Below are 24,822 nucleotides of genomic sequence, written 5' to 3'. Positions count from 1 at the left end.
GTAGTATCTGTCGGGACGTAGCTCAGTTTGGTAGAGCGCTACCTTGGGGTGGTAGAGGTCGCATGTTCGAATCATGTCGTTCCGACCATTTTTCTACCTTATCATATTTATTATTTTCAATGAATAGAGGTCTTTCATTTGAACAGAGTCAAATCAGTTATTCTGCTGACACTGCTCAGCGTAATCCTAATGGCAATTGGCGGTGCCTTTGGCGGCAGATCGGGAGCATTTACAATGCTTCTGGTATCTTTTGGCATTAATTTTATTACTTACTGGAACTGTGATAAAATTGCTTTGGCACAGTATGATGCCAAGTATGTATCACCTCAGGATGTTCCTGAATTGTACGATCTGGTTGGAAAGCTTTGCCAGAATGCAAAGATACCTATGCCGAAACTTTATGTAATTCCTACAGATGTCCCCAATGCTTTTGCAACTGGCCGTAATGTAAATCATGCAGCAGTAGCAATAACAGAAGGACTTCTTTCCAGATTAAATAAAGATGAATTGGCCGGAGTAATAAGTCATGAGTTGTCACACATTCGACATCATGATACACTTATAATGACTCTAGCAGCATCTATTGCTTCGGCAATAGGCTATATTGCACAGATGGCACAGTGGTTCGCAATTTTTGGCGGGCGTGATGAGAATGGCGAACGTATGAATCCTGTAGCATTAATTGTTACAATAGTGCTTGCTCCATTGGCAGCAACGCTGATTCAGTTCGCACTTTCCCGTTCCAGAGAATATATGGCTGATGCATCAGGCGCTGAAATTTCAGGAAAGCCGCTTGCACTTGCCAGTGCTCTCGAAAAACTGGATAATTATGCCCATCATGTAGTTATGCCCGGTGCTAAGCCGGCTACTAGTGGCTTGTTTATCATTAACCCTCTTTCTGCGGTTGGTGGTATTGAAAATTTATTTTCTACGCATCCGTCTACGGCGGATCGTGTGAAAAGACTGCGTGAAATCGCAGCAAGAATGCATTAAGACAATTATTTTTAAGGAGGCGTTTTATGTCAGCTATTGAAAAAACTCTTGTTCTTGTAAAACCGGATGGTGTTAAAAAACATATTTGTGGTGAAGTCATCTCCCGTTTTGAAAGAAAAGGCCTGGAAGTTGAAGCTATTAAAATGATTCAGGTTCCGGAAGAATTGGCAAAGAAACATTATGCAGAACATGAAGGAAAAGGATTCTTCAAGGATCTTATCGCTTTCATCACTTCTGGTCCTGTACTCGCTATGGTTATCAAAGGTGAAAACGCAGTTGCTGCTGTCCGCCAGATCAACGGCGCTACCGATCCGCTGAAAGCTGTACCAGGCTCCATCCGTGGTGATTTCGCAACTTCTATTGATGAAAACGTCGTTCATGCATCTGATGCTCCAGAAACAGCAGAAAGAGAAATCGGTCTTTGGTTCCCTGAATTAAAGAAATAAGGTGATCTTATGTCGAAAGTATACACGCGTACAGGAGATAGAGGTAAAACAAGTCTTTATACCGGAGAGCGTGTTTCTAAAGATAGTTTACGCGTTGAAGCCTATGGCTCGGTAGATGAGGCAGACTCCGTTCTTGGGCAGGCAAGGGCTTTTGCAGTTCATGAAAATGTAAAATCTACAATTTATAAGCTGCAAAAAGATCTTTGGATGCTCATGGCTGATGTTGCCAGTGTAGGTAATGAACCTAATATCAAGCCAGAGGACGTAACTGAGTTGGAACGTCTGATTGATAGTTACACAGAATCATTACAGCCGTTGGATCATTTCCTCGTTCCAGGTGAAACAAAGAGTGAAAGTTTCCTGAACGCAGCAAGAAGTGTTGTCAGACGAGCTGAAAGAGCAATGTGGAGACTTAATGAATCAGAACCTGTAAATGAAGTGGACATACGTTATCTTAATCGACTTTCAGATCTTTGCTTTACTTTGGGAAGATACGAATCTGAAGTAAAGTAATCTTAAATAGAATTGATTTTGTGTGGAGGAGATATTCATATTATTGAATATCTCCTCTTACTATTTTATAATCGTATCTGAGATTGAATATTATCTATTGCCCATTAATATGGAATGAATTTAAATGCCGGATTACAATTTTGAGTACAGTTTCTGCTTAGTACTCAGCTTTATGGAGGAATTAGGATAATCATGGAATTATTAGCACCTGCTGGCTCACCAGAACATTTAATAGCTGCCTTGGATGGAGGCGCTGATGCGGTTTATCTTGGAGGAAAGAGTTTTAGTGCGCGTAAATTTGCAGGTAATTTCTCTCCTGAAGAAATGCAGGATGCCGTTCGTCTGGCTCATACCAGAGGAGTGGCCGTCTATGTCACTCTGAATACACTGATCGGTGATATTGAAATGGAGTCATTGAAAGAATATCTGGTATTCCTGAGCTCCATTAATATTGATGGCTTGTTAATACAGGATCTCGGCTGTATTGATCTTATAAAAGAGCTGGCGCCTAATATTCCGCTTCATGCCAGCACACAGATGACGGTTTCCAATTTGGCCGGTGTCAAGGTTCTTGAATCTTTAGGCTTCAAGCGCGTTGTTTTATCACGTGAATTGTCACTTACGGAAATCAGGAATATTGTTTCTTCCTGCAGTGTCGAGATTGAAGTGTTTATTCATGGCGCGCTCTGCGTCTGCTATTCCGGGCAGTGCCTGATGAGCAGCTTTAGCGGCGGACGAAGCGGAAACAGGGGAGCATGTGCCCAGCCGTGCAGAAAACCTTATGAACTTGTTGATATTTCCGGACAGACTATCAATAAGGAAAAGGGCAGGTATATCAGGTATATATTGAGCCTCAAAGATTTGATCGGTCTTGATTCTGTTCCCCAGCTGCTGAATGCAGGGGTTAAGTCTTTAAAGATTGAAGGACGCATGAAAAGTCCGGAGTATGTGTATAACACGGTCTCTGCCTACAGGAAAGCAATTGATGCGGCTGAGGAGGGCGCTGTATTTAAAGATCAAGGCACGGAAGTCATCCGGCTTAAATCTGAGTTTAACCGCGGATATACGACTGGTTACCTGGATGATGATATCAGTGCTGACATGGCAACGGAATTTGCACCGGGAAACCGGGGCATTGAAGCCGGATTCGTAAGGAATATCCGTCATGATGAATTTGAGTTTGTATCTGCAGCTGATGTAAGAAGACAATCTGCTACCGGCGTTACATTTATTTCAAATAAAAGAACAATTGAATTTGTTCCGATGGAAAATGTATACAGGAAAGGCCGAGGGATCTATCAGGTCAAAACAAAAATAAGACCTATGGCAAAGGGGCAGGTTTTTTGGATTCTTGATTCGGAAAAGAATTCCTACACATTAAAGGATATGGATCAAAAAGTATTAATAGATGCTTCTTTGTCTGCCGTGCCGGACAGAAATGTGGAATTAAGCATTCGTGATCAGGACGGCAATGTTGCCCGAATTACGTCTTCTTATATTGCTCAAACCGCAATGCATGGAGCTACACAGGACAGCATCGTCCGGGAGCAGTTATCCAGGCTTGGCAATACTGTGTTCGAATTAAACGACTTGGAAGTCAGCAATGAGGGATGTCTGCTGCCTAAAAGTGTTTTAAACCATTTGAGACAGGATGCAATTCTTGAATTGCAGGATATCAGGGTAAAAAGGCATGAAGAAAATATAAAGACTGGTGAAGGACACTGGACCGGTATGAATATTTCACAAACTCTGGATGAAAAGAAGGATGCCCGGATCTGGGTAAGAACGAATTCCCTGAGACATATAAAGGAAGCTGTTTCACAGGGAATAAAAGGTTTTATTTTCGGCGGCGATTCCTTTGATCATGTACCAGTGAAGATGGATGATTATATAAAAGCTGCCGAATTCTGCAAAAATAATGATGCTGAGATTATTTTTGCTACACCGAGAGTTGTCAGAGATAAATACGAAAAGCAGGCTTCCCGGAGATTTTTAAAAATATTGGAAAATGTAAAACCGGATGGAATTCTGGTTGAATTCTTAGGAGCACTTGAATGGCTTAAGGATTTACATGAAGGGATACCAGTGTATGCCGGATCTTCATTGAATATATTTAACAGCGAAGCAGCAGATACATTGACCCGATGGGGATTCAGCGGCGTATTGCTGTCCCAGGAACTGACGATACCCCAGATCAGAGGGATCAGAAAGGACAGCAGGATACCTTTAGCTGTCTATGCGTATGGACGCACAGAATTAATGGTGTCAGAATATTGTGTGATCAACTCAGTTTGCGGAGATATCGATAAATCCCACTGTCCGGGATATTGCCAGCAGAAACGCTATTTCCTTAAGGACGATACGGGAAGACTGTTCCCCGTAAGAACTGATGAATGGTGCCATATGCATATCCAGAATTCAAGCATTTTGGATATGAGACCGTATATTTCACAGCTTGCAGAGAGCGGAATTAACGCATTATGTCTGGATTTCAGGGGCATTGATGAATCTGTAAGCGATGTGTGCAGTGATTATGTGCAAATACTGAATGGCAATAAAATGCCGCCAGATCCTTCAGAGAGAGGAAACAGCCGTAAGATAAGCCGTGGTCACTTTTTCAAAGGAGTGTTGTAAATTGGAGCAGGATGTATTAGACATCTTAGATTTTGATCAGATACGCAGCAAGTTAGTAGAACTAGCCCCATCAACCATGGCTAAAATAATGGCATCCGAATTAACGCCGTCATCAATGCCGGAAATTATCGATCAAAAGCTTACAGAAACGGAGGAAGCAGTCATACTGCTTCAAAGAGAAGTGTCTTCTCCTTTGGGAGAAACACATGATATCAGGAAAATCATAGAGAAAGCACAAAAAGATGTTATCCTGCGTTCTAATGAATTCATTGATTTGAATTCATCCCTTCTGACGTATAAGAGCATGAATTTGTACTTCGCAGGGGAAAGACATTTGAGGTATCCGGTATTAGAGGAAATCTCACGGCTCATTGAGCCTTTGGATCGTCTTACTGACCGGATTGGAAGGGTGTTTGATGAGCATGGGGAAGTGAAGGATTCGGCATCTCCAAGGCTGTCCCAGATACGTTCCCAAAAGGATCGTATCAAGTCGAGAATCCGGCATTTCTTTCAGCAGATTCTTGTGAATAAAGATTATTCCACTTACTTCCAGGATTCCATTATTACACAAAGAGACGGACGATATGTCGTCCCGGTAAAGGAAGAATACCGGTATAAATTTAAGGGGATTGTTCATGACAGATCTTCAACGGGACAAACTCTTTTCATGGAACCGATGGAATCGATCCAGTTAAACAATGACCTTGCAGAACTTTCTGTGGAAGAGGCTCAGGAAATTCAGATAATCCTGAAGAACCTGACCGATAATGTAAAGAAGAATGTGAATGTTATCAGCAAGGATTTCAAAGTTGTTTCTGAACTGGAATTTATCCTGACACGAGCTAAACTTGCATTGAATATGAAGGGCGTAAGGGCAGTATATTCGCCAAAGGGAATACTGAACCTAAAGAATGCACGTCATCCCTTGATTCCTGAAAAGTCAGTTGTACCGGTTTCTCTGACGCTTGGAAGGGATTTCAACATACTTATCATTACCGGATCCAATGCCGGCGGCAAAACTATCGCTATGAAAACTGCCGGACTGCTTTCCGTCATGAATCAATGCGGTCTTTTCATTCCGGCTGATGAAGGTTCAACACTTCCCGTATACAAGCATATTTATGCCATCATAGGTGATGATCAGAGCATTCAGTATAACTTATCAACTTTTTCAAGTTATGTAACGCAGCTTTCAGATATTTTGAAGAATGTCAATTCGGATGATTTAGTTCTTTTGGACGAACTGGGATCCGGGACTGATCCGATTGAAGGCGCATCTTTGGCACAGTCGATTACTGAATACTTAAATGACAGGAATGTATCGTCTCTTATTACATCTCATTTTAATGAAATGAAAAAATTGGCATATGAGACAGAGGGATTGGAAAATGCTTTTGTTGAGTTCGACGAAATCACTCTTGTGCCTACCTACCATCTGGTAATAGGGATGGCAGGGAGCAGTAATGCCTTCAATATCTGCAAAAGACTGGGGATTCCTGATGGGATTATAGAAAGAGCGGAAGATTTAAAGAAAACGTCACCTTTAAATAACATGGAAGAAGTAATGGCCAAGCTCAATGCCCAAAGTCGGGAATTATCAAAAGAGCGTACCGATCTTCAGAGCCAAATGAAAGAAATCGGGAGTTTGAAAGACAAGCTCTTGGAGGAAAGCGATAAATTTAATGCCAAACGTGAAAGCATTTTGGCTAAAACAAGGGAAGAATCCGAGAACATTAAACGTAATCTCAGGATTCAGTCTGAAATCATTATTAAAGATCTGAAAAAGAATGCTGCAGAAATCGAGAGAGGAAACGTTAATAGTATCGCTTCTTCAGCAAGGAATAAAATAGATGGGCTGAAAATGCCTAAGAATTATCAGAGGAGAGAGCCGATCGACCCCAAGACATTAAAGGTTGGGCATCGTGTCTTTATAGATACTCTCGATAGTGATGGCGTAATAAAGAATATTTCAGGCAGCCAGATCAGTGTACAATGCGGGCTGCACAAGGTCAGCGTATCAGCGGCTCATTGCTTTGAACCGCTCACACAAGGGAACAATGCTCCCAAAGCCGGTATAGCAGCCAGGCATATACGGAAACAGCACCAGACATCTTCTGTTAATACAGTCCACACATCCCTGAATGTAATAGGAAAGACGGTCAGTGAAGCAATTCCGGAAGTGGACCGCTTCCTGAATGACTGCTTTATGTCAGGAGTATCTTTTGCTCACATTATTCATGGAAAAGGGACCGGAAGTTTGCGAAGAGGTATACATGAGCATTTAAGAACACTGAATTTCATCAAGGAATTTCATGAAGCAGATGCTAAAAATGGCGGTGCCGGTGCTACAGATGTCTATTTTTAATTGACTGGCATTTCAGGATGGTAAGGCTTCAGGACCGGATAATTCAGATTCTTACGAAAATGAACAGTATTGCTTATCCATACAAAAACTTGACCAAAAGTGTTTCGGGCGATATATTTAAATTGTGATAGTTTAATATAATTTCATTTAGGAGATACCATGTTCAATTTACCAGAAAAATATACAGAGATAGATGGGTTCAGAATACCCAGTGATAAAGCTGAAGAATATAAACGCATCAAAGCAAGAATGATTCGGGAGGCTGAGACCTTTTTCCATACATTTTGTGAAGAAGTAAAGAAAGAAAAACTGGTAGATCTTTTAGGAGAAGGTATTGTCGGCTATTCTTCTACTGGCGAAATGCTTGCCAGGATTTCATTAGATCCCTTTGAACTGTCTGCCATGAATGTTGCTCTCCAGAGAAAAAAGATCAGCGAATACATGCTGGCTACGAATGGCTACGATGATGATGATTATCAGCAGCTTCTTAAGGAGTTCGAGGAAAGAAGAGCAGAGAAGAAGGCCCAAAAAGATAAGAATAAATAGTAATAGGAAGGACCGTGCCATATGATACATTTTTTGTTAGACAGCACCTCTGCCATTCCTGAAAGTTATCTAGAACAACATGAAAACGTACATGTTGTTCCCCTGACTATTTCTATCGATCAGGAATATTTACCTGAAAGTGATGTAACAATAGAAAAGGTCATTGAATGTTCAGAACGTGATAAGAAAACCGTACCGACGAGTCAGCCGAGCACAGGTGATTTTCTTCAGGCATTCTCAAATGTACCAGAAGAAGATCCTATCATCGTCCTGTGCTTAACGTCTGCAGTAAGCGGAACCTATAATGGGGCTGTTTTAGCTGCCAGACAGTCCGGACGCAAAAATATCTGCGTGCTGGACTCCAGGACGACTGCCATTGGAATGTACCAGCTTCTTGAGGATGGTATAGAACTCGCACAGAGCAATCTGGCTTTTGATGAAGTATGCAAGAAGCTTTTTGATTTGACATTCCGCATGCGGACTGAATTTACAGTAGATACTTTAGATTATTTATACAGAGGCGGGCGTATTGGCAAGGCAGCAAGCCTTATAGGCGGTATCCTGAAAATTCGTCCTGTTATCTATTTGAATCCAAATAACGAAGTGGATGTTTTAGCCAAGGTTCGTACTGAGAAAAAGGCGATTGCATCCATGATGAAGTATTTGGAAGAAAATTCCCCTTGCAAGAGAATCGGAGTTGTACATATTGAAAACGAGGAGGGGGGAAAATCCCTGCAGGCTAAACTGCAAGAGTTATATCCCGAAAATGAGGTAACTCTTACGACCGGGACGCCGGTTCTGGCGTCGTATCTTGGGCCTGGGCTGCTGGGTATTATTTTTGAAAGTGCCAAATAATGGGGGCCAAAGTTATGTATACTACAATTGATAGTGTTTATTTTAAAAATATGTTGATAGGTGCATATCAGTTGTTCCAGCAGAAATATGAAATTCTGAATCAGCTGAATGTATTTCCTGTACCAGATGGAGATACGGGAAATAACATGCTTAATACACTTAAATCCATGTACAGCATGATTGCTGACGTGGATCCAAGTGAACCGATCGGCATCATGGCGGAAAAAGCATCAGCCGGCGCTATTATGGGCGCAAGAGGAAATTCCGGTGTTATCCTGTCCCAGATTATTCATGGGATCAGCAGGGGACTACACGGCAAAACAACTGCGTCCTGTGGACAGATGAGCAAGGCATTCCAGTATGGGATACTTTATGCATACAGATCCGTCACAAAACCGGTTGAGGGTACAATCCTTTCTGTTGCCAGAGGAATTGCCAAAGGCACAAGGGAAGTCATCCGGACAGAAACTGATTTCAGCAAGATTCTGGAAGCTTCCATCACCTGCGGGAATGAAGCTCTGGCCAAGACACCTGAACAGCTTCAGATACTGAAGGATGCAAATGTTGTCGATGCAGGCGGACAGGGACTGATATTCTTCTTGATGGGATGCCTTAATGGATTGACCGGAAAAGTTGAGAAAATAGATATCGAGGTAAAACCTGTCATCAGCAGACTGGAAGCCAAAGGAGAGCAGTTCTCCATTGAATATCCATACTGCACGGAGTTTATCATCAGCCCATGCAAACTGCCGGCTAAAGAGGTCAGGAAGAGACTGGAAGCCTGGGGCGAGTCTATGATCGTAGCTGAGGGCGATAATCTTATTAAAGTCCATATTCATGCACAGCGTCCGGGCCATGTACTTGATATGGCTGCTGACTGGGGAACGCTGCATGATATTAAATGCGACAATATGATAGACCAGTTCCATAAGAATAAGGATAAGCAGAAAGCCATTGTTAAAAAGAAACTTGGCGTCCTTGCCGTTGTCAGCGGAAACGGCTGGAAAGAACTGTATGAAAAGCTGCATTGCGATGTTATCTCCGGCGGGCAGTCTATGAACCCATCCGTTCAGGAAATCAGCCTGGGAATCGAAAATGGCCATTATGAAAAGTATATCGTTCTTCCGAACAATAAGAATATCATTTTGGCAGCCCAGCAGCTCCAGAAAATGCTTGGCGATAAGGTGAATATTATTCCATCCGCCAATCCTATGGAAGGGCTTGCAGCTGCCATGGAATTTTCTGAAGATGCATCTGTCGAAGAAAACATGGAAAACATGTCGGACAGAATGAAGGAAATTCGCAGCGCATCAATAACCACTGCAGTAAGAGACAGTGTTGTTGGGAAAACAGTCATCCATAAAGATGATTACATGGGACTGGTTAAGGATCACGAAGTAGTGGCAACCAATGATCTTCACGACTGCCTTGAGAAGACGATTGGAAATATCACAACTGAGGATACGGAAATCATAACGGTCTATTATGGGGATGAATTGACAGAAGAGCGCTGCAACAAGGAAATAGAGCTTGTCCAGAAAGACTATCCAGATTTGACCTTCGAAATTTATAATGGCGGACAGCCGCTTTATCCGATGCTCCTATCTGCGGAATAATAAAAAATGGATCTCAGAAAAATCTGAGATCCGTTTTTTTATTATTTATATAGATTGCCGCATTAGTTAACGTTCTTTTGTTTCAGCACCTTCTGCCGGGCTTGGATAGAAGAACATTACGCGGTCGGGCTGGAAATATCTGCTCGTTAATTTCTTGACAAGAATTGGAGTAATGGTCTGCTCAAAAGAAACGACATCAATCGGACTAATAATCGTATCTTCTACTAATACGATGATTGCAGGAGAAACCTCCGGCGCATTATCCGGAACCAAATCCCTGTCTAACGGGATATTGAATACAATCCTGACTGTTGCGATGTACTGATTTTTATAGTCAAAAATCGTACCCCTGAATGTATTTTCCCAAAGTGTTTTCATCAGGTCTATGGTATATTTATCCTGATTTAATTCTTCTGACATAATCATCACTCCTATCTTTTTAATCCTTTATAATAATACAACACCATAATATTAATGCAAGTATCTTGAACCCTGCATTTAAGAATTATGTGCTTTTATCTATTGATTTATCAATTCAGAAACATGAAAACATGACAAGACGAAAATTCAATGAATTCCTATATTTTATAGACAACAATCGATAAAAGGCTATTTATTGGCGATAGAATTTGACATATGTTATTATATAAATATTAAAAATAATTTTAAAATATATCAAATCCGGAAGAGGTGAATTACGTTCATGGGGAATAAGATCTTTCTTGTTTTAGGAGGCGCCCGCAGCGGAAAAAGTGAATTTGCCGAAAAGCTGATGTATCATTCTACAGGGAAAAGGAAGGGATACATCGCAACGAGTCAGATTTTAGATGAAGAAATGAAATACAGGGTCCTCCTTCATAAGGAAAGACGGCCGTCTGATTGGAAAACTTATGAAATCATGCATACAGCAGGGAATCAGATAGGCACTGTATTAAATGAAACAGATTCTATATTATTTGACTGCATTACAATGTACGTAAGCAATTTATTGATGGATCATATCAGTAATATAGATGCTGAGGTTTTAGGCGTTTCGGATTTGGAGAAGCTTCAGAATTTATTGGAAAATGATCTGGATCGAATGTTTAATGAAATATCTTTAGTCTCTGACCGGGAGATTATTTTTGTTTCAGACGAACTTGGAATGGGGATTATCCCGGCTAATGCAATGGGAAGAGTATACAGGGATCTTGTCGGCCTGGCAAATCAGTATATTGCAAAAAAAGCGGATGAGGTATACCTTTCGGTTGCTGGAATTACTGTTGAGCTCAAAAGCAGAGGAGTGGAGCTGTCATGAAAAAAGCAAAGAAATTAATGTTTCAGGGAACCAGTTCACATGTAGGCAAAAGTATTTTGACTACGGCATTTTGCAGGATTCTGGCTCAGGATGGATACAAAACGGCACCTTTTAAAGCACAGAATATGGCGCTTAATTCCTACGTTACCCCTTCAGGCGGAGAAATAGGAAGATCAACGGTGGCACAGGCTGAGGCTGCAGGTGCTGAACCGATTGTGCAGATGAATCCTGTCCTTTTGAAACCTACTGGCAATTCATGCTCGCAGGTCATTATTCTTGGTACATCCAGAGGCAACTATTCTGCGTCCGAATACCAGAACCAGTATAGCCAGAAAGCCTGGGCTTCTGTAAAAGAAAGCATAGAATATATGGAATCCCACTATGATGTCATGGTCATAGAAGGTGCAGGCAGCCCGGCGGAAGTGAACCTGAAGAAAAATGACATAGTAAACATGAGAGTTGCTAAAGAATGCAATGCTCCGGTATTTTTGATAGCAGATATCGACCGCGGCGGTGCTTTGGCATCTATTGTCGGTACTTTGGAACTGCTTGATGAAGACGAACGGGCTCTCGTTAAAGGTCTTGTCATTAACAAGTTCAGAGGAGATATCAAACTTCTCGAGCCTGCATTGACCTTTTTGAAGGAACGTACAGGTATACCTGTTTTAGGCGTTATTCCTTATTTAAACAAACTCGGCATTGATGATGAGGATTCCGTTTCCCTGCAGGAAATCCCGGACGATCACGTTATGAGGGATATCCATATTGCAGTGATCCAGACTCCTAAAATTTCCAACTTTACAGACTTCGACGCTTTGAATCGTGAACCGGATGTCAATGTACGCTTTGTACAAAAGGGAGATTTGCTTGGAAATCCTGATTTAATCATCATCCCGGGAAGTAAAAATACTACAGAAGACCTCCTCTATTTGAAGAGGGAAGGCTATGCAAAGGAAATCTGCGAACTGGCAGAACAGGGAACTCCTGTAATCGGCGTTTGCGGCGGTTACCAGATGCTTGGTGAAAAAGTCAGCGATCCGGATCATGTGGAAAGCCAGAATGATGAAGTCGATGGTTTGGGACTGCTCCCGTATACGACAGTTATGCAGGGGGTAAAGAACACATATCAGGTTCATTTTGATTGTGACGATTTGCCATTCCTCGATATGCAGTTTAAGGGCAGTGATTTAAAGGGATACGAAATACATATGGGTGAAACTACACTCAATAAACCTGCCCAGACTTTATTCCACATTACCAGCCGCAGCAGCAAGGATGTTGATGTGAATGATGGCTATATCAACGAAAAACATAATGTATTCGGGACATACTGCCATGGCGTTTTCGATAATGATGAATTGAGACGTGCCATTATTAATGCTTTGCGCAAGAGAAAAGGATTAAGTGAACTTCCGATTCAATTCCGTTATAGAGAGTATAAAGAATCTGAGTATGACCGCTTGGCAGACTCAGTCAGGAAGCATTTTGATATGGATACTGTTTATGAAATCCTGAGGAATGAATAAGTGAGTGATTTTTATTATTCTTTAATGTATGCTGTGATTCCGATCACAGCATGCATTATTGATACAGTTTACGGGGATCCTAGATCTGATTATCACCCCGTTGTGCTCATAGGGAACTTAATTTCTTATATTGAAAACAAACTGTATCCCAAGAAGCCGGCTGCGCCGAAAGATTTAATGCTGAGGGGCTTTCTGACAGTCTGTCTTGTTCTTTTGACTGTCGGCCTGATCACATCATTTTTTGTGTACCTGGGACACAAAGGCGGAATTCTTCTCTATTTTTCGCTGAGTGCGTTGATTCTCTATGTCACTATTACCCCCAGAGCCCTTGCCCGCGATGGACTGGAGATTTACCATCTTTTGAGAGACGGTGACCTGGTTAAGGCACGGGCAAGACTCAGCTGGATCGTTGGCAGAGATACGGATAACCTGTCGGAAGCTGATATCGTAAGAGGAACAGTAGAGACTATTGCCGAGAATACAACTGATGGAATTATATCGCCTCTGTTTTATTTCATGCTTTTCGGCCCTGTTGGCGCTGCTTTGTATCGCGCCGGAAACACTATGGATTCCATGCTTGGGTACAAAGACGACAGATATCTTTATTTTGGCCGTATTGCCGCCAGACTGGATGATATTCTGAATTATATTCCTGCAAGAATAACATTTTTGCTTTTTGCAGCAAGTGCTTATATTTTAAGGCTGGATTGGAAAAATGCTGTTGCTATAACCAGGCGAGATGCCCGCAAACATCCGAGTCCTAACGGAGGATATGCGGAGGCGCCGATGGCAGGAGCTTTGAATGTAAGACTGGGCGGATATAACTACTATCACGGAGTTGCTGAATTTAGAGAGTACATGGGGGATCCCAAGGTAGAACTTAAGGCGTTTCATATTAAGAAATCTATCATAATGATGTATCTGGCAACAGCGATCTTTGTTATATTCGAGTCAATTGTTATTTTCTTCACATGGTGATTTACAATGAATTCTTTTCTTGTAGGACTCCAGTTTTTGACACGGATTCATTTGTCTTCCAAAGCAATCTGGAAAGATGAGGAATTCGGTAAAAGTGTCATGTGGTTTCCTGTGATTGGATGGATTATAGGGCTTTTTCTCATTCTGATTTTTCAGATTACGAAGCCTTTGGATACACCCATATTAACGGGATTCCTCCTGGTGATTGGAGAAATTTTTATTTCCGGCGGTACGCTGACAGACGGGCTTATGGACGCATCTGACGGGCTTTTTTCCGGGAGGTCAAAGGAAAGAAGTCTGGAGATTATGAAAGATAGTCTCATAGGCTCTTTTGGCATGCTGTCGATTTTGATTTATGTTTTTTTGACAACACTATGTTTAGGATATGTGGATAATACTCAGGCCATGCTGATGCTCCTTATTGCCATGCCTACATTGGGGAGACTGAATCTGGTTATAAGCATTTGCAATTATAATTATGCCAGACCATATGGTATGGGGAAGGCTTTTGCTGCTTATCACTCCAAGTACACGCTGCCTTGGGCAGTTTTCTTTTCGATGCTGCCTGCGTTTTATTTTGGATTCAGCTATTTATTCATTATGGGGATTTCCATCATGATTGGACTTGGCTTAAATAACTGGGTTGTCAAAAAGATTGACGGAACTACGGGAGACACTTACGGCTTTGTTACAGAAATAACAGAAGCAGGTATAGCGCTCCTTGTGGTTCTTTTGATTAGAGGGGACTTATGGCATATATAGTCAGTTCTCCGGGATCCTGCGGAGAATTTATTCAGGGATATATGGATGGAATATCGTTTATGGTGACTTGTCCGATTAACAGATATTCTTACGCAATGAGCCAATTCGATGGTCCGGGAGATCATTTACCGAAGAAGGCGGCTCTTGCTGTAAAGAAAACGCTGAATTATCTGGGCGAGGAAGAACGTGATATTCCTATAAGGCTGAAATCTAATATCCTGCCTGGAAAAGGAATGGCATCGAGCACTGCTGATATCAGTGCAGTCGCTCAGGCTGTTGCACTTTCCTGCGGGAAAAGGCTGACAGCGCATGAAATAGCGGACATTGCACTTTCCATAGAACCAAGTGACGCCACTTTTTTCAACGGGATAGTACGATTTGATCATCGCGGCGGTACGCTCATCCAGCTGATCGGAGACTGCCCGCCTCTTAAGATATTGATTTATGACTGCGGCGGAGAGATAGATACAGTCGATTTTAATACCAGAGCGGATCTGGTCGACCTTCAGAAGAAAAACGAAAAGTATATTAAAATAGCCCTTGACCTGTTCAGGAAGGGGATTCAGAACGGTTCCATTGATGAAATAGGAAGAGCATCCTCCATCAGCGCTTTTGCAAACCAGAAGATTTTATATAAGAAACAGCTCAACCGTTTCTATAAAGTTGGGATGCAGGTTGGAGGTAAGGGAATTATCTGTGCGCATAGCGGAACCGTTTTAGGACTGATTGTTTCAGCCGATGGTGATATTGAAAATATGAAGCAGAGTATAAATGAATATATGGGAAAGGATTTTTCATATTTAGATTCTGTGGAAATTATTAATCAAGGAATCATAGACAGAAAGTGCGATGCGAATGAGTTCGACAAAGAGTAGACATGGCGGAGATATTTATGGATTTTCGGATAAGGAAAGAGATAAATTCCTGGATTTCAGCATCAATATAAATCCTCTTGGATTATCGCCTAAAGGGAAAGCTGCTTTAAAAGCAGGCTGGGAAAAGGAAACTTTGCGATATCCGGATGTTAAATGCAGAGACCTCATTAAAGCTTTATCAGAACGTTACCATGTCGATGAAACCAATATCGTGGTTGGAAATGGTGCCACTGAGCTGATGTATGCCATCCTGAGAATCATCAATCCGGATCTGGTTTTGATACCTGCGCCTTCATTCAGTGAATACAGATTATCCGCAGAAGCATCCGGGGCAAAAGTCCTGAGCTTATTGAGTGAACCAGTTTCATCTTTCAAAGCTTTCATTGAAGAAGTAAAAAATAATATTCAGCAGAATTCTTTGATATACGTTGGGAATCCTAATAATCCCGACGGCTTGCTGCTGGACTCCAAGGATCTTTTGGAGCTTATAGGGATTGCGGATGCTGCATCCAGCTTCCTTGTGATAGATGAATCGTTTATTGATTTTGTGGGAGATGGATATTCCTACCGCAATCTGAGTGAGACGCATCCAAATGTCATTGTAGTTACTTCGCTCACTAAATTTTACGCAGTTCCCGGGCTGCGTATAGGCTGCGCTTTTCTTCCGCAGGCTATTCATGATCAGGTCAATCAGAATCTTGTTCCCTGGAATGTCAACGGATTAGCTCAGCTGTACATGGCGCATGCGGTCAAGGATAATGAATATATAAGAGGATCCATTTCATTCTGCCAGATGCAAAGAGCAAAACTTGTTGAAGGACTGAAGGAATTTCCAGAGATCAAGGTGTATCCGGGAACGGTAAATTTTGTCCTTTGTGAGCTGCTTGATAAAGGAATGGATGCTGAATCTCTTCAGGCAAAACTGATTCACCGCGGAATTATTATCCGGAAATGCGGAAATTATGAGGGATTGGATGATTCATTTTTCCGTGTAGCCGTGCGTTCTGATGTTGAAAATAATAAACTCATTAATGCATTACATGAGGTGCTTGCTAAATGATAACTATTTATCTTATCCGTCATGGCGAAACTTTATGGAACAAAAAGGGACGCTATCAGGGAATCGCCGATGTAGAGCTCAGTGAGAAGGGAATCCTTCAGGCTGATAAAATTGAGGATTATTTCAGAGATATCAAGCTGGACTCTGTAATTTCAAGTCCTTTAAAAAGAGCTGTCAGAACAGGACAAGGTGTTGCCATATCTCATAATCTCCCCCTGGTAATAGAAGAGAATCTCCATGAGCTTGATTTTGGAGAATGGGAAGGAAAAAACTTTAAGGAAATAGAAAAGTGCTGGCCAGGATCCATGGAGAAGATGTTCACACATACTGAAACATTCAAATTCCCTAATGGTGAATCTTTCGAAGAATGCAGGAAGCGTGCTGCTGCATGTATAGAGAAACTCATTTCGTCAGGTGATGATAAGACTTATGCAGTCGTCTGCCATGGCGTAGTGCTTCGAATGATTATATGCTCCTTCATAGATATTCCGATAGCCAGAGCATGGAATCTTTCTTTAGATAATGCGAGCGTATCTGTTATCAAGTGTTTCAACAATGGCCTGAATGTATTGGATTCGCTCAATGGCGTCAGCCATTTGAAGGAATGATAATAGTATGCTGCATAGAGTCCTGTTTTCAGCCTGTTTCCAATTCCTTGAATTTTCATGGACAAAAAGTTCTTGATACGGTATTATTAGAGGGTAATGGAAAAGAGTGATTATGCATGTTATTAAAAGATAGAATCTCTGATTTTATGAAGGATAGCGGTCTGGATGCAGTTTTCGTTCAAAAAAATGAAAACTGTTATTATATTTCCAGATTTACGGGATCAGACAGTTTTTTATTTCTGACTAAAGATGCCGATTATCTTCTTACTGACAGCCGATATACAGAACAAGCAAAACAAGAAGCGGCCGGATTTGAAGTTATAAATCATGCAGGGAAGTTACCGAGTGTTATTGCCGAGCTCGCTCAGAAGCACAAGGTCAAGCGCATAGGCGTTGAATCTCCGTTTTCATACAGTGCCTATCTGAGCTTTTCTGGTGTGATGGATAATGTAGAATTTAAAGTCTGCGCATTGGACAATATCAGACAGATAAAAACACAAGAAGAACTTAAGTGTATTGCAGAAGCCTGCCGGATTTCGGATGAAGGATTCAAGAAGACGATTCCATATATCAAGCCCGGAGTTACGGAGCGGGAATTGATGGCTGTTTTGGAAAGTTCCATGCTGCTTGAAGGTTCTGAAGGGAAATCATTTGATACGATTGTTGCTTCTGGCTATAGAGGGGCGTATCCGCACGGAACAGCGACAGATAAAGTGATTGAGTCAGGGGATCTCATTACCTTTGACTTTGGCGCTATATATAAAGGATATCATTCCGACATCACAAGAACTGTTGCCGTTGGAGAAATTTCCGACCAGCAGCAATTCATGTATGATAAAGTGCTGGGATGTGTAGAGTATATAGAAGGCCTGCTTAAAGCGGGCGAGACTGCTTCTGATGTGGATCGCTTGGCCAGAGAATACCTGAAAAAATTCTCTTTGGATAGTTATTTCACTCATGCGCTTGGTCACAGCGTAGGACTTGAGATTCATGAGGCGCCGGTCCTGGCACCGCGTGACCATTCCGTTTTAATGGTCGGAATGACTGAAACGGTAGAACCTGGAGTTTATATCCCGGGAGTAGGTGGAGTTCGTATCGAAGATACGGTCACAATAGAAAAAGATGGAATTTCAGTTTTAACGAAGTTCCCCAAAAAATTTTTAAGGGTTTAGTAGGAGGAAAAGTAAATGATTTCTAGTAATGATCTTCGTCCAGGCATAACAGTAGAACTTGACGGAATGGTTTGGCAGTGCGTGGAATTCCAGCATGTAAAACCAGGCAAGGGTGCTGCATTCGTTCGTGCCAAATTGAAAAATCTGCAGACAGGATCTGTTGTTGAACGTAAATTCAATGCCGGCATCAAACTGCAGAATGCTCAGGTAGAACGCAAGCCGATGCAGTATTTATATGAAGCTGACGGTTCCTACTGCTTCATGGATACCGAAACATATGAACAGATTATGCTGAACAAAGAGCAGCTGGGCGACAAGATCAACTTCCTTAAAGAAGAAATGGAATGCACTGTCATGTTCTTCAATGGCAGCATCATCGGCGTCGATATTCCAAACTCTGTTGAACTCAAGGTCGTTGAAACAGAACCAGGCATCCGCGGCGATACAGCAACCGGCGGTTCCAAGCCGGCAAAAATGGAAACAAGTTATATTGTTTCTGTACCGCTCTTTATCAACGAAGGTGAAATGCTCCGTATTGATACACGTACAGGCGCATATATCGAACGTGTAAAGTGAGTTGTTTAGACTAACATGGAAACTGCAGAGATAAAGAATTCGTTAGGCACAATTAGAATTTCAGATCAGGTCATCGCCAGTATTGCACAGGCAGCTACGTTGCATGTTAAGGGAATCTATGCGATGGATGATCGTTTTTCTCATGCAATTTCATCTGTCATCAATGATGAAGAAACTCGTGGAATTCGTGTTTCCATTGATAATAAGAGTATAGTGGTTGATTTATACGTTGCTGTTTATCATGGAGACCGGATTCCTGCTATTGCTCTTAATCTTCAAGAAATTGTTAAGGAAGAAATATTGGATTCTGCCGGGATTAGAGTAACTGCAGTCAACGTTAACGTTCAAAAGGTTGTGTTTGATAAGGAGCGATAAAATGTCAGAAGAAGATTCTGTTTCTATTGTTCCTGAAGAAGAGGTTTACCGAAGAATCGAAGAGAAAGTACTTTCATTTCCAGAAGTTGCCGCTTTTACTGCTGAGGGATTTTCCTATTTGATGCAGGGAATCGGCCAGGCTTTCGGTCTTAAGGGCCATAAGGGCTTATTGATCCGGAGAAATGGCAAAAAGGGAATAGAAGTTGCTGTCTCCTTATCTCTGCATTCAGGTTGTAAAGTCAATCAAACCGCTCAACGTATACAGGCTGCTGTGAAAGATGTCTTAGCCTCCTGCACGGAGGAAATGATTTATGGAATTGATATTACTATCACTGAAATAGTTGATTGAAAGAGGTTGCAATGGGCAATAAAGATGCAATAGAGTATGCTTTGAAAGTTTTGTATTCCAAAGAACTGAATCCCGAAAGTGAAAATATCAGTGGGGAAACTGCTGATTTATCCGAAGCGGATATGGAGTACGCTTCAGCAGTGGTCGAAGAATACCAGAGTCATTCTGAATTGATTGATCACATGATTGAAAGCCATCTCATCAATTGGTCAATGAAGCAGTTAAATGTAGTCGATAAGAACATTCTTAGAACGGCAATTGCTGAATACCTGAAATTGGGTGCACCGGATAAACGGAATATGATTATCAATCAGGCTGTCGAACTTGCCAAGATCTATGGTGGTGAAAATTCTTACCTTTTCATTAACGGTTTGCTGGATCAGGCATTGAAGGAGAAATAATGAGTAAGTTTCTTGGTATTGACACAAGTTGTTACACTACCTCGCTTGCTGTTTATGATTCAGAAAAAGGCTTGATTTGTGAAGAGAGAATTATCCTTAAAGTTAAGATGGGCGGCCGTGGACTGTCTCAGTCCAATATGGTCTATCAACATGTTAGAAATTTACCGGTATTGATGTAGAGAATATCTCCATTCTTAGGGGATGTATCTGCCATCGGAGTTTCTTCATTCCCAAGGAGGCGGGCAGATTCATTTATGCCCGCTTTTCTCGTTGGAAAAGGATTGGCGGAATCACTATCTGCGGCAGTTCATATCCCGATGTATCAATTCAGCCATCAGGAAAATCATGCTCTCTCTGCAATCAGGGAGGCACCTGAGTTATGGGGAAAAGATTTCTATTTGATGCATCTTTCTGGTGGTACTCAGGATGTACTGCGTTGTGTCTGGAAACAAGACAAGATTGAAATACAAGAGCTCATCACGACAAGAGATATTACCGCCGGGCAGCTGATTGACCGGATCGGAGTTGCTCTGGGGCTGCCGTTTCCCGCGGGGAAGCATTTGGAAATACTTGCCATGGAAGGAAAAGACAAGAACTATGTTTTGCCTATGACTAAAATTCTGAATGCTTTTAGTTTTTCCGGACAGGAAAATCAATGCCTGCATGATATTGAGAGCAGTCAATATAATAAGGCCGATATAGCAAAGGGGCTTTTATGTCATATTGGAGATTCTTTGGAAAAAGAACTTTTGAATTATCCTTTTGAAAAGGGGGCCCCTTTTGTATCTATTGGCGGTGTCATGTCAAATATTTATTTAAGGGATCGGGTTAATGATATTTGCAGAGAAAAAATGTTAAAACCCTATTTTGCATCGCCCAGGTACAGCAGTGATAATGCTTCAGGCAACGCGTTCGGCGCATTTATGATTTATTCTTCCTCCTGATATGGATCATCAGATGATTTAATATCGTCTATCATTTGAACTAATGACACCTGTCTGTGAATAGATACTGTTTTTGTTCTGGTTTACTTGAATTTGATTATAAAATATGGGATATGGCAAAGGGGGATTTAAATGATTGGCAGCTTATTAAACAAAAAGAAAGCGGACATTGACAAGGAGCTGGCGCATCTGCTTGCTGATAATGGTTCAGAATTGTATAAGTCCATGAATTACAGTCTCCTTGCAGGAGGAAAGCGTTTAAGGCCTGCTTTGTTCCTGATGCTTTTGGAAATATTCGGCTTAGAGGCAAAGTCTTATATTAAGGTTGCCTGTGCTATAGAATGTATCCATACATATTCCCTTATCCATGATGACCTTCCTGCCATGGATAATGATGATTATCGCAGGGGAAAACTGACAAATCATAAAATCTTTGGTCCGGGTATGGCAACTATGGCAGGTGCCGGTCTTCTAACATATGCTTTTGAATTGATATCCAATCAGGAAAATATTTCTCCTGATACGAGATGCCATCTGATTTCGATTTTAGCAAAAGCTGCAGGTCCGGATGGAATGGTCGGAGGGCAGGCGCTTGATATCATTTCTGAAGGTCATTCCAGCAGTCTTCCCGAATTAAGGAAGATGGATTCATTGAAGACAGGATGCCTGATCTGTGCACCCATTGACATGGCGGCCTTAATCGCAAAATGCGATGAAGAGATGAAAAAGTCCCTTCATGATTTCGCAGTTCATTTAGGCCTGCTCTTTTCAGATTACGGATGACCTCCTGGATGTACATGGAAGTTTAAAGGAAATGGGCAAGCTGCCAGGGCAGGATCAAAAGAGCTTAAAGTCCACATATGTTACAATTCTGGAGAAGGAAAAGCCCAGGAATTGGCAAATGATGAAAATAAGCGGGCCAAGGCTGCTATATCAAAGCTGGGATCGTCGTTTGAGCGGTTAAATGATCTTGCGGATTATGTTTTAGACAGAGCGAATTAATTGGAAACGGGAGGAGCAGCAGTGGCGAATCCAAAGGTAAAAAAAGAGAGGCTGGATGTTCTCTTAGTGGAGCAGGGCTTCTTTAACAGCCGGGAAAATGCAAAACGGCATATTATGGAAGGCATAATTTTAGTCAATAATGTGCCTGTTGACAAAGCAGGGACAAAAGTTCCTTCGGATGCTGAAATCAGGATAAAAGGGCATATAATGCCATATGTTGGCAGAGGCGGGTACAAACTCGAGAAAGCACTGAAATTTTTCAAAATTGACCTGAATGGCAAAGTTGTGGCTGATATCGGAGCCTCTACGGGAGGCTTTACTGACTGCGCCTTGCAAAATGGCGCGGTAAAGGTATATGCTATTGATGTTGGAACAAATCAGCTTGACTGGAAGCTTCGAACAGATCAGAGAGTCATTAATATGGAGAAAACAAATATTAAACTTGTGACCCTGGAAACTTTAGGGGAGCCCGTTGATTTTGTATGCACAGACATTTCTTTCATATCAGTGACAAAGATTATTCCAGCTGTTAAATCTATTCTGAAACCTGACGGATCCATTGCTGCTCTTATCAAACCTCAGTTTGAGGCGGGCCGGGAGAAAGTTGGCAAGGGTGGTATTGTAAGAGATCCCGAAGTTCACAAAGAAGTTATTCGTGACACATTAAAAACATTTGAAGAATCCGGATATTTCTGCTGGGGACTGACTTATTCGCCCATTAAGGGCGGATCTGGGAATATTGAGTTCCTGTCTTACCTTCGAAGCAGTATTCCACAAGTTCTTATTAATGATGAAGATATTAATGCTGTTGTAGAAGAAGCACATAATAATCTTTTAAAGGGGCAAGTATGATATTTGGCATTTTTCCAAATCTTGAAAAAGAAGGAATCAATCGGGTTCTTCAGCGATTGATTTCTATATTAGATGATTTAGGGACTCCATATAAATTTCCAGTTTCGATGAAACAAAAAATAGAGAAATCAGGCCTTGACCTGGGCGATTCCTATGTACCTATTGAAGAGCTTGCGCATGCGGACTGCATTCTCTCTGTCGGTGGTGACGGGTCTTTTCTTGGAGCAGCAAGAACTTTTTCTGATTATGATACTTTGATAGCAGGCATTCACCTGGGAGATCTGGGCTTTTTAAACAGCATCACTACTGATGACATGAAGGAACGGATTAAACTTATTCTTGAAGGAGAGTACCTGAAGGAATCCAGACTTTTCCTTCATTCTGAAATCGAGCATGCAAATGGAGAAATAGAGATACTGCCAGATGTTTTAAATGATGTTGTTATCGGTCATAATAAAATAGGCCAGCTTGTCAGGGTACAGCTTTCAATTAATGATCATTTCATTCAGGAATACGCATCCGATGGATTGATTGTATCTTCCCCGACTGGTACGACCGGTTATTCGCTGTCCTGCGGAGGACCGGTGCTGGGACCTTCAGATATCAGAATGACAGTAGTACCGATTTGCGCGCATACTTTGCAAAGATATTCCATGGTCTTGAATGATACCGATATAGTAAAAATTACGGTCCCTGAAAGAGAAAATACGCTCCAGCTTTCACTCGATGGTACTATGTCATTTGATTTCCTGCATTCTGACATACTTCGTGTCCGCGGTATTTCCAAACCTATCCGTTTTGTCAGATTTGAAGGGCAGGAATTTTTCAGCAGTATTACGAAAAAACTCATACGGAAAATGTGCAACTGAAAATTTATCTTTGATATGAAAAAATCTTTGACTTTCATGAAGACAGAAGGTATAATAGTAAAGTCATTGTACTAGGTGCCATGACGCAACCGCACGAGAAGGGTATTAAAATGCTGCAGGACAGCTACCTGAATCGGCGAGTATAGTAGAGGGAGGTGCACATATGTACGCAATTATCAAAACAGGTGGAAAACAGTATCAGGTTGAAGAAGGAAAAGTAATCAGTGTTGAAAAACTGATCGCTGAACAGGGCGACGAAGTAACATTTGATGACGTTCTTCTGGTATCCGGTGAAGACGTAAAGATTGGCAAGCCAAACGTTGAAGGTGCTAAGGTTGTTGGCGTTGTTCTTGAACAGGGCAAAGAAGCAAAGATCCGCATTTTCAAATATAAAGCTAAATCCAACTATCGTCGTCGTCAGGGTCATCGTCAGCCATTTACAAAAGTTCAGATTAAGAAAATCGAGGGCTAATTGGTTACAGTAAGGATGTATTTGGACACAGATGGGTTCTATCACAAGTTTGATGTATCAGGCCATGCCGATGGATATACAGACGATAGTGAATATGATCTTGTCTGCGCAGCTATCTCATCAATAACACTGACAATTGCATCTGGACTTCAAGATGTACTTCATAAAGAGGGAAGTTTTCATTCAGAGAGCGGGTTCTTAAACGTATCCCTCGTTTCATACAGGGATAATGAGACGCAGGCACTGATGAAGACTTTGCAGCATGGTTTAGAAATCATTCAAACTATGTATCCCGACAAACTAAAACTGGAAAGTAAAGAGGGGTGAATTCTATGTTATTATTTGATCTTCAGTTATTCGCTCATAAAAAAGGTGTATCCAGCACAAAGAACGGCCGTGATTCCAACGCACAGCGTCTGGGAACAAAGATGCATGCTGGTCAGATTGCTAAACCAGGCAATATCATCGTAAGACAGAGAGGCACACATCTGCATCCGGGTCTGAATGTTAAGATCGGCAAGGATGATACTCTGTTTGCAGTTGCAGAAGGCAGAGTTGCATTCGAACGTCTTGGCAGAGACAAGAGACAGGTAAGTGTTTATCCTGTAGGTGAATAAAATCTGAAATGATATTTCATTTCTAAATAAAAAGGATTCCTGATATTTGATCAGGAATCCTTTTTATTATGCATATGGGATTCACTTAAATAATTGAAATAGGATATTGACGCTTTTTG

The 24,822-nt window shown here is 41.6% G+C and carries 28 protein-coding genes and 1 tRNA gene; 28 read left to right on the top strand and 1 reads right to left on the bottom strand.

Annotated elements, in window-relative coordinates; all coding sequences use genetic code 11:
• Positions 1-11 precede the first annotated feature (11 nt).
• The 9 genes from OIM03_06500 (at position 12) to OIM03_06460 (ending at position 9,968) form a co-directional block, all read left to right on the top strand.
• Positions 12-88 (top strand) — tRNA-Pro (locus OIM03_06500).
• Positions 89-138: 50 nt separating this feature from the next.
• Positions 139-993, top strand: a complete 855-nt coding sequence (locus OIM03_06495) for a zinc metalloprotease HtpX (GenBank protein HJI73925.1) — start codon at positions 139-141, stop codon at positions 991-993.
• A 26-nt stretch (positions 994-1,019) separates the two neighbouring features.
• Positions 1,020-1,439 carry a nucleoside-diphosphate kinase gene (gene ndk / locus OIM03_06490; GenBank protein HJI73924.1) on the top strand — a complete coding sequence of 140 codons (420 nt, stop codon included), beginning with the start codon at positions 1,020-1,022 and terminating at the stop codon, positions 1,437-1,439.
• 9 nt (positions 1,440-1,448) lie between these two features.
• Positions 1,449-1,952, top strand: coding sequence for a cob(I)yrinic acid a,c-diamide adenosyltransferase (locus tag OIM03_06485; protein ID HJI73923.1), 504 nt, complete (start codon positions 1,449-1,451; stop codon positions 1,950-1,952).
• Positions 1,953-2,357: 405 nt separating this feature from the next.
• Positions 2,358-4,586 (top strand): DUF3656 domain-containing protein, encoded by a 2,229-nt coding sequence (locus tag OIM03_06480; protein ID HJI73922.1) that lies wholly within the window; start codon positions 2,358-2,360, stop codon positions 4,584-4,586.
• 1 nt (position 4,587) lies between these two features.
• Positions 4,588-6,951, top strand: coding sequence for an endonuclease MutS2 (locus tag OIM03_06475; protein ID HJI73921.1), 2,364 nt, complete (start codon positions 4,588-4,590; stop codon positions 6,949-6,951).
• 159 nt (positions 6,952-7,110) lie between these two features.
• The gene (locus OIM03_06470; GenBank protein ID HJI73920.1) at positions 7,111-7,497 is read left to right on the top strand and encodes a hypothetical protein; all 387 of its coding nucleotides are present in this window, start codon (positions 7,111-7,113) and stop codon (positions 7,495-7,497) included.
• A gap of 33 nt (positions 7,498-7,530) precedes the next feature.
• On the top strand, positions 7,531-8,352 hold the full coding sequence (locus OIM03_06465; GenBank protein HJI73919.1) for a DegV family protein: 822 nt from the start codon (positions 7,531-7,533) through the stop codon (positions 8,350-8,352).
• Complete coding sequence (locus OIM03_06460) at positions 8,352-9,968, top strand: DAK2 domain-containing protein (GenBank protein HJI73918.1); 1,617 nt, start codon at positions 8,352-8,354, stop codon at positions 9,966-9,968. Before OIM03_06465 ends, OIM03_06460 begins: the two co-directional genes overlap by 1 nt.
• 66 nt (positions 9,969-10,034) lie before the next feature.
• Here OIM03_06460 and OIM03_06455 read toward each other — a convergent pair whose 3' ends face one another.
• Positions 10,035-10,388 (bottom strand): hypothetical protein, encoded by a 354-nt coding sequence (locus OIM03_06455; protein HJI73917.1) that lies wholly within the window; start codon positions 10,386-10,388, stop codon positions 10,035-10,037.
• 283 nt (positions 10,389-10,671) lie between these two features.
• Between OIM03_06455 and cobU the strand changes: the two genes are divergently transcribed.
• From cobU to rpmA, 19 genes are all read left to right on the top strand, one after another.
• Positions 10,672-11,265 (top strand): bifunctional adenosylcobinamide kinase/adenosylcobinamide-phosphate guanylyltransferase, encoded by a 594-nt coding sequence (gene cobU / locus OIM03_06450; protein ID HJI73916.1) that lies wholly within the window; start codon positions 10,672-10,674, stop codon positions 11,263-11,265.
• A complete protein-coding gene (locus OIM03_06445) occupies positions 11,262-12,791 on the top strand; it encodes a cobyric acid synthase (GenBank protein HJI73915.1) in 1,530 nt (509 codons plus the stop codon). The genes cobU and OIM03_06445 overlap by 4 nt, the downstream gene beginning before the upstream one ends.
• Positions 12,792-12,815: 24 nt before the next feature.
• Positions 12,816-13,769, top strand: coding sequence for an adenosylcobinamide-phosphate synthase CbiB (cbiB, locus tag OIM03_06440; GenBank protein HJI73914.1), 954 nt, complete (start codon positions 12,816-12,818; stop codon positions 13,767-13,769).
• Positions 13,770-13,775: 6 nt separating this feature from the next.
• Positions 13,776-14,531, top strand: coding sequence for an adenosylcobinamide-GDP ribazoletransferase (locus OIM03_06435; GenBank protein ID HJI73913.1), 756 nt, complete (start codon positions 13,776-13,778; stop codon positions 14,529-14,531).
• A 95-nt stretch (positions 14,532-14,626) separates the two neighbouring features.
• Entirely contained in the window at positions 14,627-15,406 is a 780-nt protein-coding gene (locus OIM03_06430; GenBank protein ID HJI73912.1) for a GHMP kinase, read from the top strand.
• Complete coding sequence (locus OIM03_06425) at positions 15,387-16,466, top strand: pyridoxal phosphate-dependent class II aminotransferase (GenBank protein ID HJI73911.1); 1,080 nt, start codon at positions 15,387-15,389, stop codon at positions 16,464-16,466. Before OIM03_06430 ends, OIM03_06425 begins: the two co-directional genes overlap by 20 nt.
• The gene (gene cobC, locus OIM03_06420; GenBank protein HJI73910.1) at positions 16,463-17,074 is read left to right on the top strand and encodes an alpha-ribazole phosphatase; all 612 of its coding nucleotides are present in this window, start codon (positions 16,463-16,465) and stop codon (positions 17,072-17,074) included. The genes OIM03_06425 and cobC overlap by 4 nt, the downstream gene beginning before the upstream one ends.
• A gap of 116 nt (positions 17,075-17,190) precedes the next feature.
• Positions 17,191-18,246 carry a Xaa-Pro peptidase family protein gene (locus OIM03_06415; GenBank protein HJI73909.1) on the top strand — a complete coding sequence of 352 codons (1,056 nt, stop codon included), beginning with the start codon at positions 17,191-17,193 and terminating at the stop codon, positions 18,244-18,246.
• Positions 18,247-18,261: 15 nt separating this feature from the next.
• Complete coding sequence (gene efp / locus OIM03_06410; GenBank protein ID HJI73908.1) at positions 18,262-18,822, top strand: elongation factor P; 561 nt, start codon at positions 18,262-18,264, stop codon at positions 18,820-18,822.
• 15 nt (positions 18,823-18,837) lie between these two features.
• Positions 18,838-19,197: an Asp23/Gls24 family envelope stress response protein gene (locus OIM03_06405; protein HJI73907.1), complete on the top strand. Its 360-nt coding sequence runs from the start codon at positions 18,838-18,840 to the stop codon at positions 19,195-19,197.
• Position 19,198: 1 nt separating this feature from the next.
• Positions 19,199-19,546, top strand: a complete 348-nt coding sequence (locus OIM03_06400; protein HJI73906.1) for a hypothetical protein — start codon at positions 19,199-19,201, stop codon at positions 19,544-19,546.
• Between the two features lie 11 nt (positions 19,547-19,557).
• Positions 19,558-19,947, top strand: a complete 390-nt coding sequence (gene nusB / locus OIM03_06395; protein HJI73905.1) for a transcription antitermination factor NusB — start codon at positions 19,558-19,560, stop codon at positions 19,945-19,947.
• 254 nt (positions 19,948-20,201) lie between these two features.
• Positions 20,202-20,891, top strand: coding sequence for a glycoprotease (locus OIM03_06390; GenBank protein ID HJI73904.1), 690 nt, complete (start codon positions 20,202-20,204; stop codon positions 20,889-20,891).
• A gap of 132 nt (positions 20,892-21,023) precedes the next feature.
• Positions 21,024-21,674 carry a polyprenyl synthetase family protein gene (locus tag OIM03_06385; protein ID HJI73903.1) on the top strand — a complete coding sequence of 217 codons (651 nt, stop codon included), beginning with the start codon at positions 21,024-21,026 and terminating at the stop codon, positions 21,672-21,674.
• Between the two features lie 240 nt (positions 21,675-21,914).
• The gene (locus OIM03_06380; protein ID HJI73902.1) at positions 21,915-22,745 is read left to right on the top strand and encodes a TlyA family RNA methyltransferase; all 831 of its coding nucleotides are present in this window, start codon (positions 21,915-21,917) and stop codon (positions 22,743-22,745) included.
• Positions 22,746-22,852: 107 nt separating this feature from the next.
• Positions 22,853-23,614: an NAD(+)/NADH kinase gene (locus OIM03_06375; GenBank protein ID HJI73901.1), complete on the top strand. Its 762-nt coding sequence runs from the start codon at positions 22,853-22,855 to the stop codon at positions 23,612-23,614.
• 163 nt (positions 23,615-23,777) lie between these two features.
• Positions 23,778-24,086, top strand: a complete 309-nt coding sequence (rplU, locus tag OIM03_06370) for a 50S ribosomal protein L21 (GenBank protein ID HJI73900.1) — start codon at positions 23,778-23,780, stop codon at positions 24,084-24,086.
• Entirely contained in the window at positions 24,087-24,413 is a 327-nt protein-coding gene (locus OIM03_06365) for a ribosomal-processing cysteine protease Prp (protein HJI73899.1), read from the top strand.
• Positions 24,414-24,418: 5 nt separating this feature from the next.
• Positions 24,419-24,703: a 50S ribosomal protein L27 gene (gene rpmA / locus OIM03_06360; protein ID HJI73898.1), complete on the top strand. Its 285-nt coding sequence runs from the start codon at positions 24,419-24,421 to the stop codon at positions 24,701-24,703.
• The last annotated feature ends 119 nt before the right edge of the window (positions 24,704-24,822 follow it).

The sequence above is a fragment of the Veillonellaceae bacterium genome (assembly GCA_025992895.1).
Lineage (GTDB): Bacteria > Bacillota > Negativicutes > Veillonellales > Dialisteraceae > Dialister.
The sequence above is the reverse complement of the archived record's forward strand: the minus strand, read 5'-3'. Positions and strand labels throughout refer to the sequence as shown.

What these genes read in the sequence shown, in the direction of transcription:
- ndk (HJI73924.1), top strand. Translation starts at nt 1,020, where the DNA reads ATGTCAGCTATTGAAAAAACTCTTGTTCTTGTAAAACCGGATGGTGTT.
- OIM03_06485 (HJI73923.1), top strand. Translation starts at nt 1,449, where the DNA reads ATGTCGAAAGTATACACGCGTACAGGAGATAGAGGTAAAACAAGTCTT.
- OIM03_06480 (HJI73922.1), top strand. Translation starts at nt 2,358, where the DNA reads ATGGAGTCATTGAAAGAATATCTGGTATTCCTGAGCTCCATTAATATT.
- OIM03_06470 (HJI73920.1), top strand. Translation starts at nt 7,111, where the DNA reads ATGTTCAATTTACCAGAAAAATATACAGAGATAGATGGGTTCAGAATA.
- OIM03_06460 (HJI73918.1), top strand. Translation starts at nt 8,352, where the DNA reads ATGGGGGCCAAAGTTATGTATACTACAATTGATAGTGTTTATTTTAAA.
- OIM03_06455 (HJI73917.1), bottom strand. Translation starts at nt 10,388, where the DNA reads ATGTCAGAAGAATTAAATCAGGATAAATATACCATAGACCTGATGAAA.
- cobU (HJI73916.1), top strand. Translation starts at nt 10,672, where the DNA reads ATGGGGAATAAGATCTTTCTTGTTTTAGGAGGCGCCCGCAGCGGAAAA.
- OIM03_06445 (HJI73915.1), top strand. Translation starts at nt 11,262, where the DNA reads ATGAAAAAAGCAAAGAAATTAATGTTTCAGGGAACCAGTTCACATGTA.
- cbiB (HJI73914.1), top strand. Translation starts at nt 12,816, where the DNA reads ATGTATGCTGTGATTCCGATCACAGCATGCATTATTGATACAGTTTAC.
- OIM03_06435 (HJI73913.1), top strand. Translation starts at nt 13,776, where the DNA reads ATGAATTCTTTTCTTGTAGGACTCCAGTTTTTGACACGGATTCATTTG.
- OIM03_06430 (HJI73912.1), top strand. Translation starts at nt 14,627, where the DNA reads ATGAGCCAATTCGATGGTCCGGGAGATCATTTACCGAAGAAGGCGGCT.
- OIM03_06425 (HJI73911.1), top strand. Translation starts at nt 15,387, where the DNA reads ATGAGTTCGACAAAGAGTAGACATGGCGGAGATATTTATGGATTTTCG.
- cobC (HJI73910.1), top strand. Translation starts at nt 16,463, where the DNA reads ATGATAACTATTTATCTTATCCGTCATGGCGAAACTTTATGGAACAAA.
- OIM03_06415 (HJI73909.1), top strand. Translation starts at nt 17,191, where the DNA reads ATGTTATTAAAAGATAGAATCTCTGATTTTATGAAGGATAGCGGTCTG.
- efp (HJI73908.1), top strand. Translation starts at nt 18,262, where the DNA reads ATGATTTCTAGTAATGATCTTCGTCCAGGCATAACAGTAGAACTTGAC.
- OIM03_06405 (HJI73907.1), top strand. Translation starts at nt 18,838, where the DNA reads ATGGAAACTGCAGAGATAAAGAATTCGTTAGGCACAATTAGAATTTCA.
- OIM03_06400 (HJI73906.1), top strand. Translation starts at nt 19,199, where the DNA reads ATGTCAGAAGAAGATTCTGTTTCTATTGTTCCTGAAGAAGAGGTTTAC.
- nusB (HJI73905.1), top strand. Translation starts at nt 19,558, where the DNA reads ATGGGCAATAAAGATGCAATAGAGTATGCTTTGAAAGTTTTGTATTCC.
- OIM03_06390 (HJI73904.1), top strand. Translation starts at nt 20,202, where the DNA reads ATGCCCGCTTTTCTCGTTGGAAAAGGATTGGCGGAATCACTATCTGCG.
- OIM03_06385 (HJI73903.1), top strand. Translation starts at nt 21,024, where the DNA reads ATGATTGGCAGCTTATTAAACAAAAAGAAAGCGGACATTGACAAGGAG.
- OIM03_06375 (HJI73901.1), top strand. Translation starts at nt 22,853, where the DNA reads ATGAAACAAAAAATAGAGAAATCAGGCCTTGACCTGGGCGATTCCTAT.
- rplU (HJI73900.1), top strand. Translation starts at nt 23,778, where the DNA reads ATGTACGCAATTATCAAAACAGGTGGAAAACAGTATCAGGTTGAAGAA.
- rpmA (HJI73898.1), top strand. Translation starts at nt 24,419, where the DNA reads ATGTTATTATTTGATCTTCAGTTATTCGCTCATAAAAAAGGTGTATCC.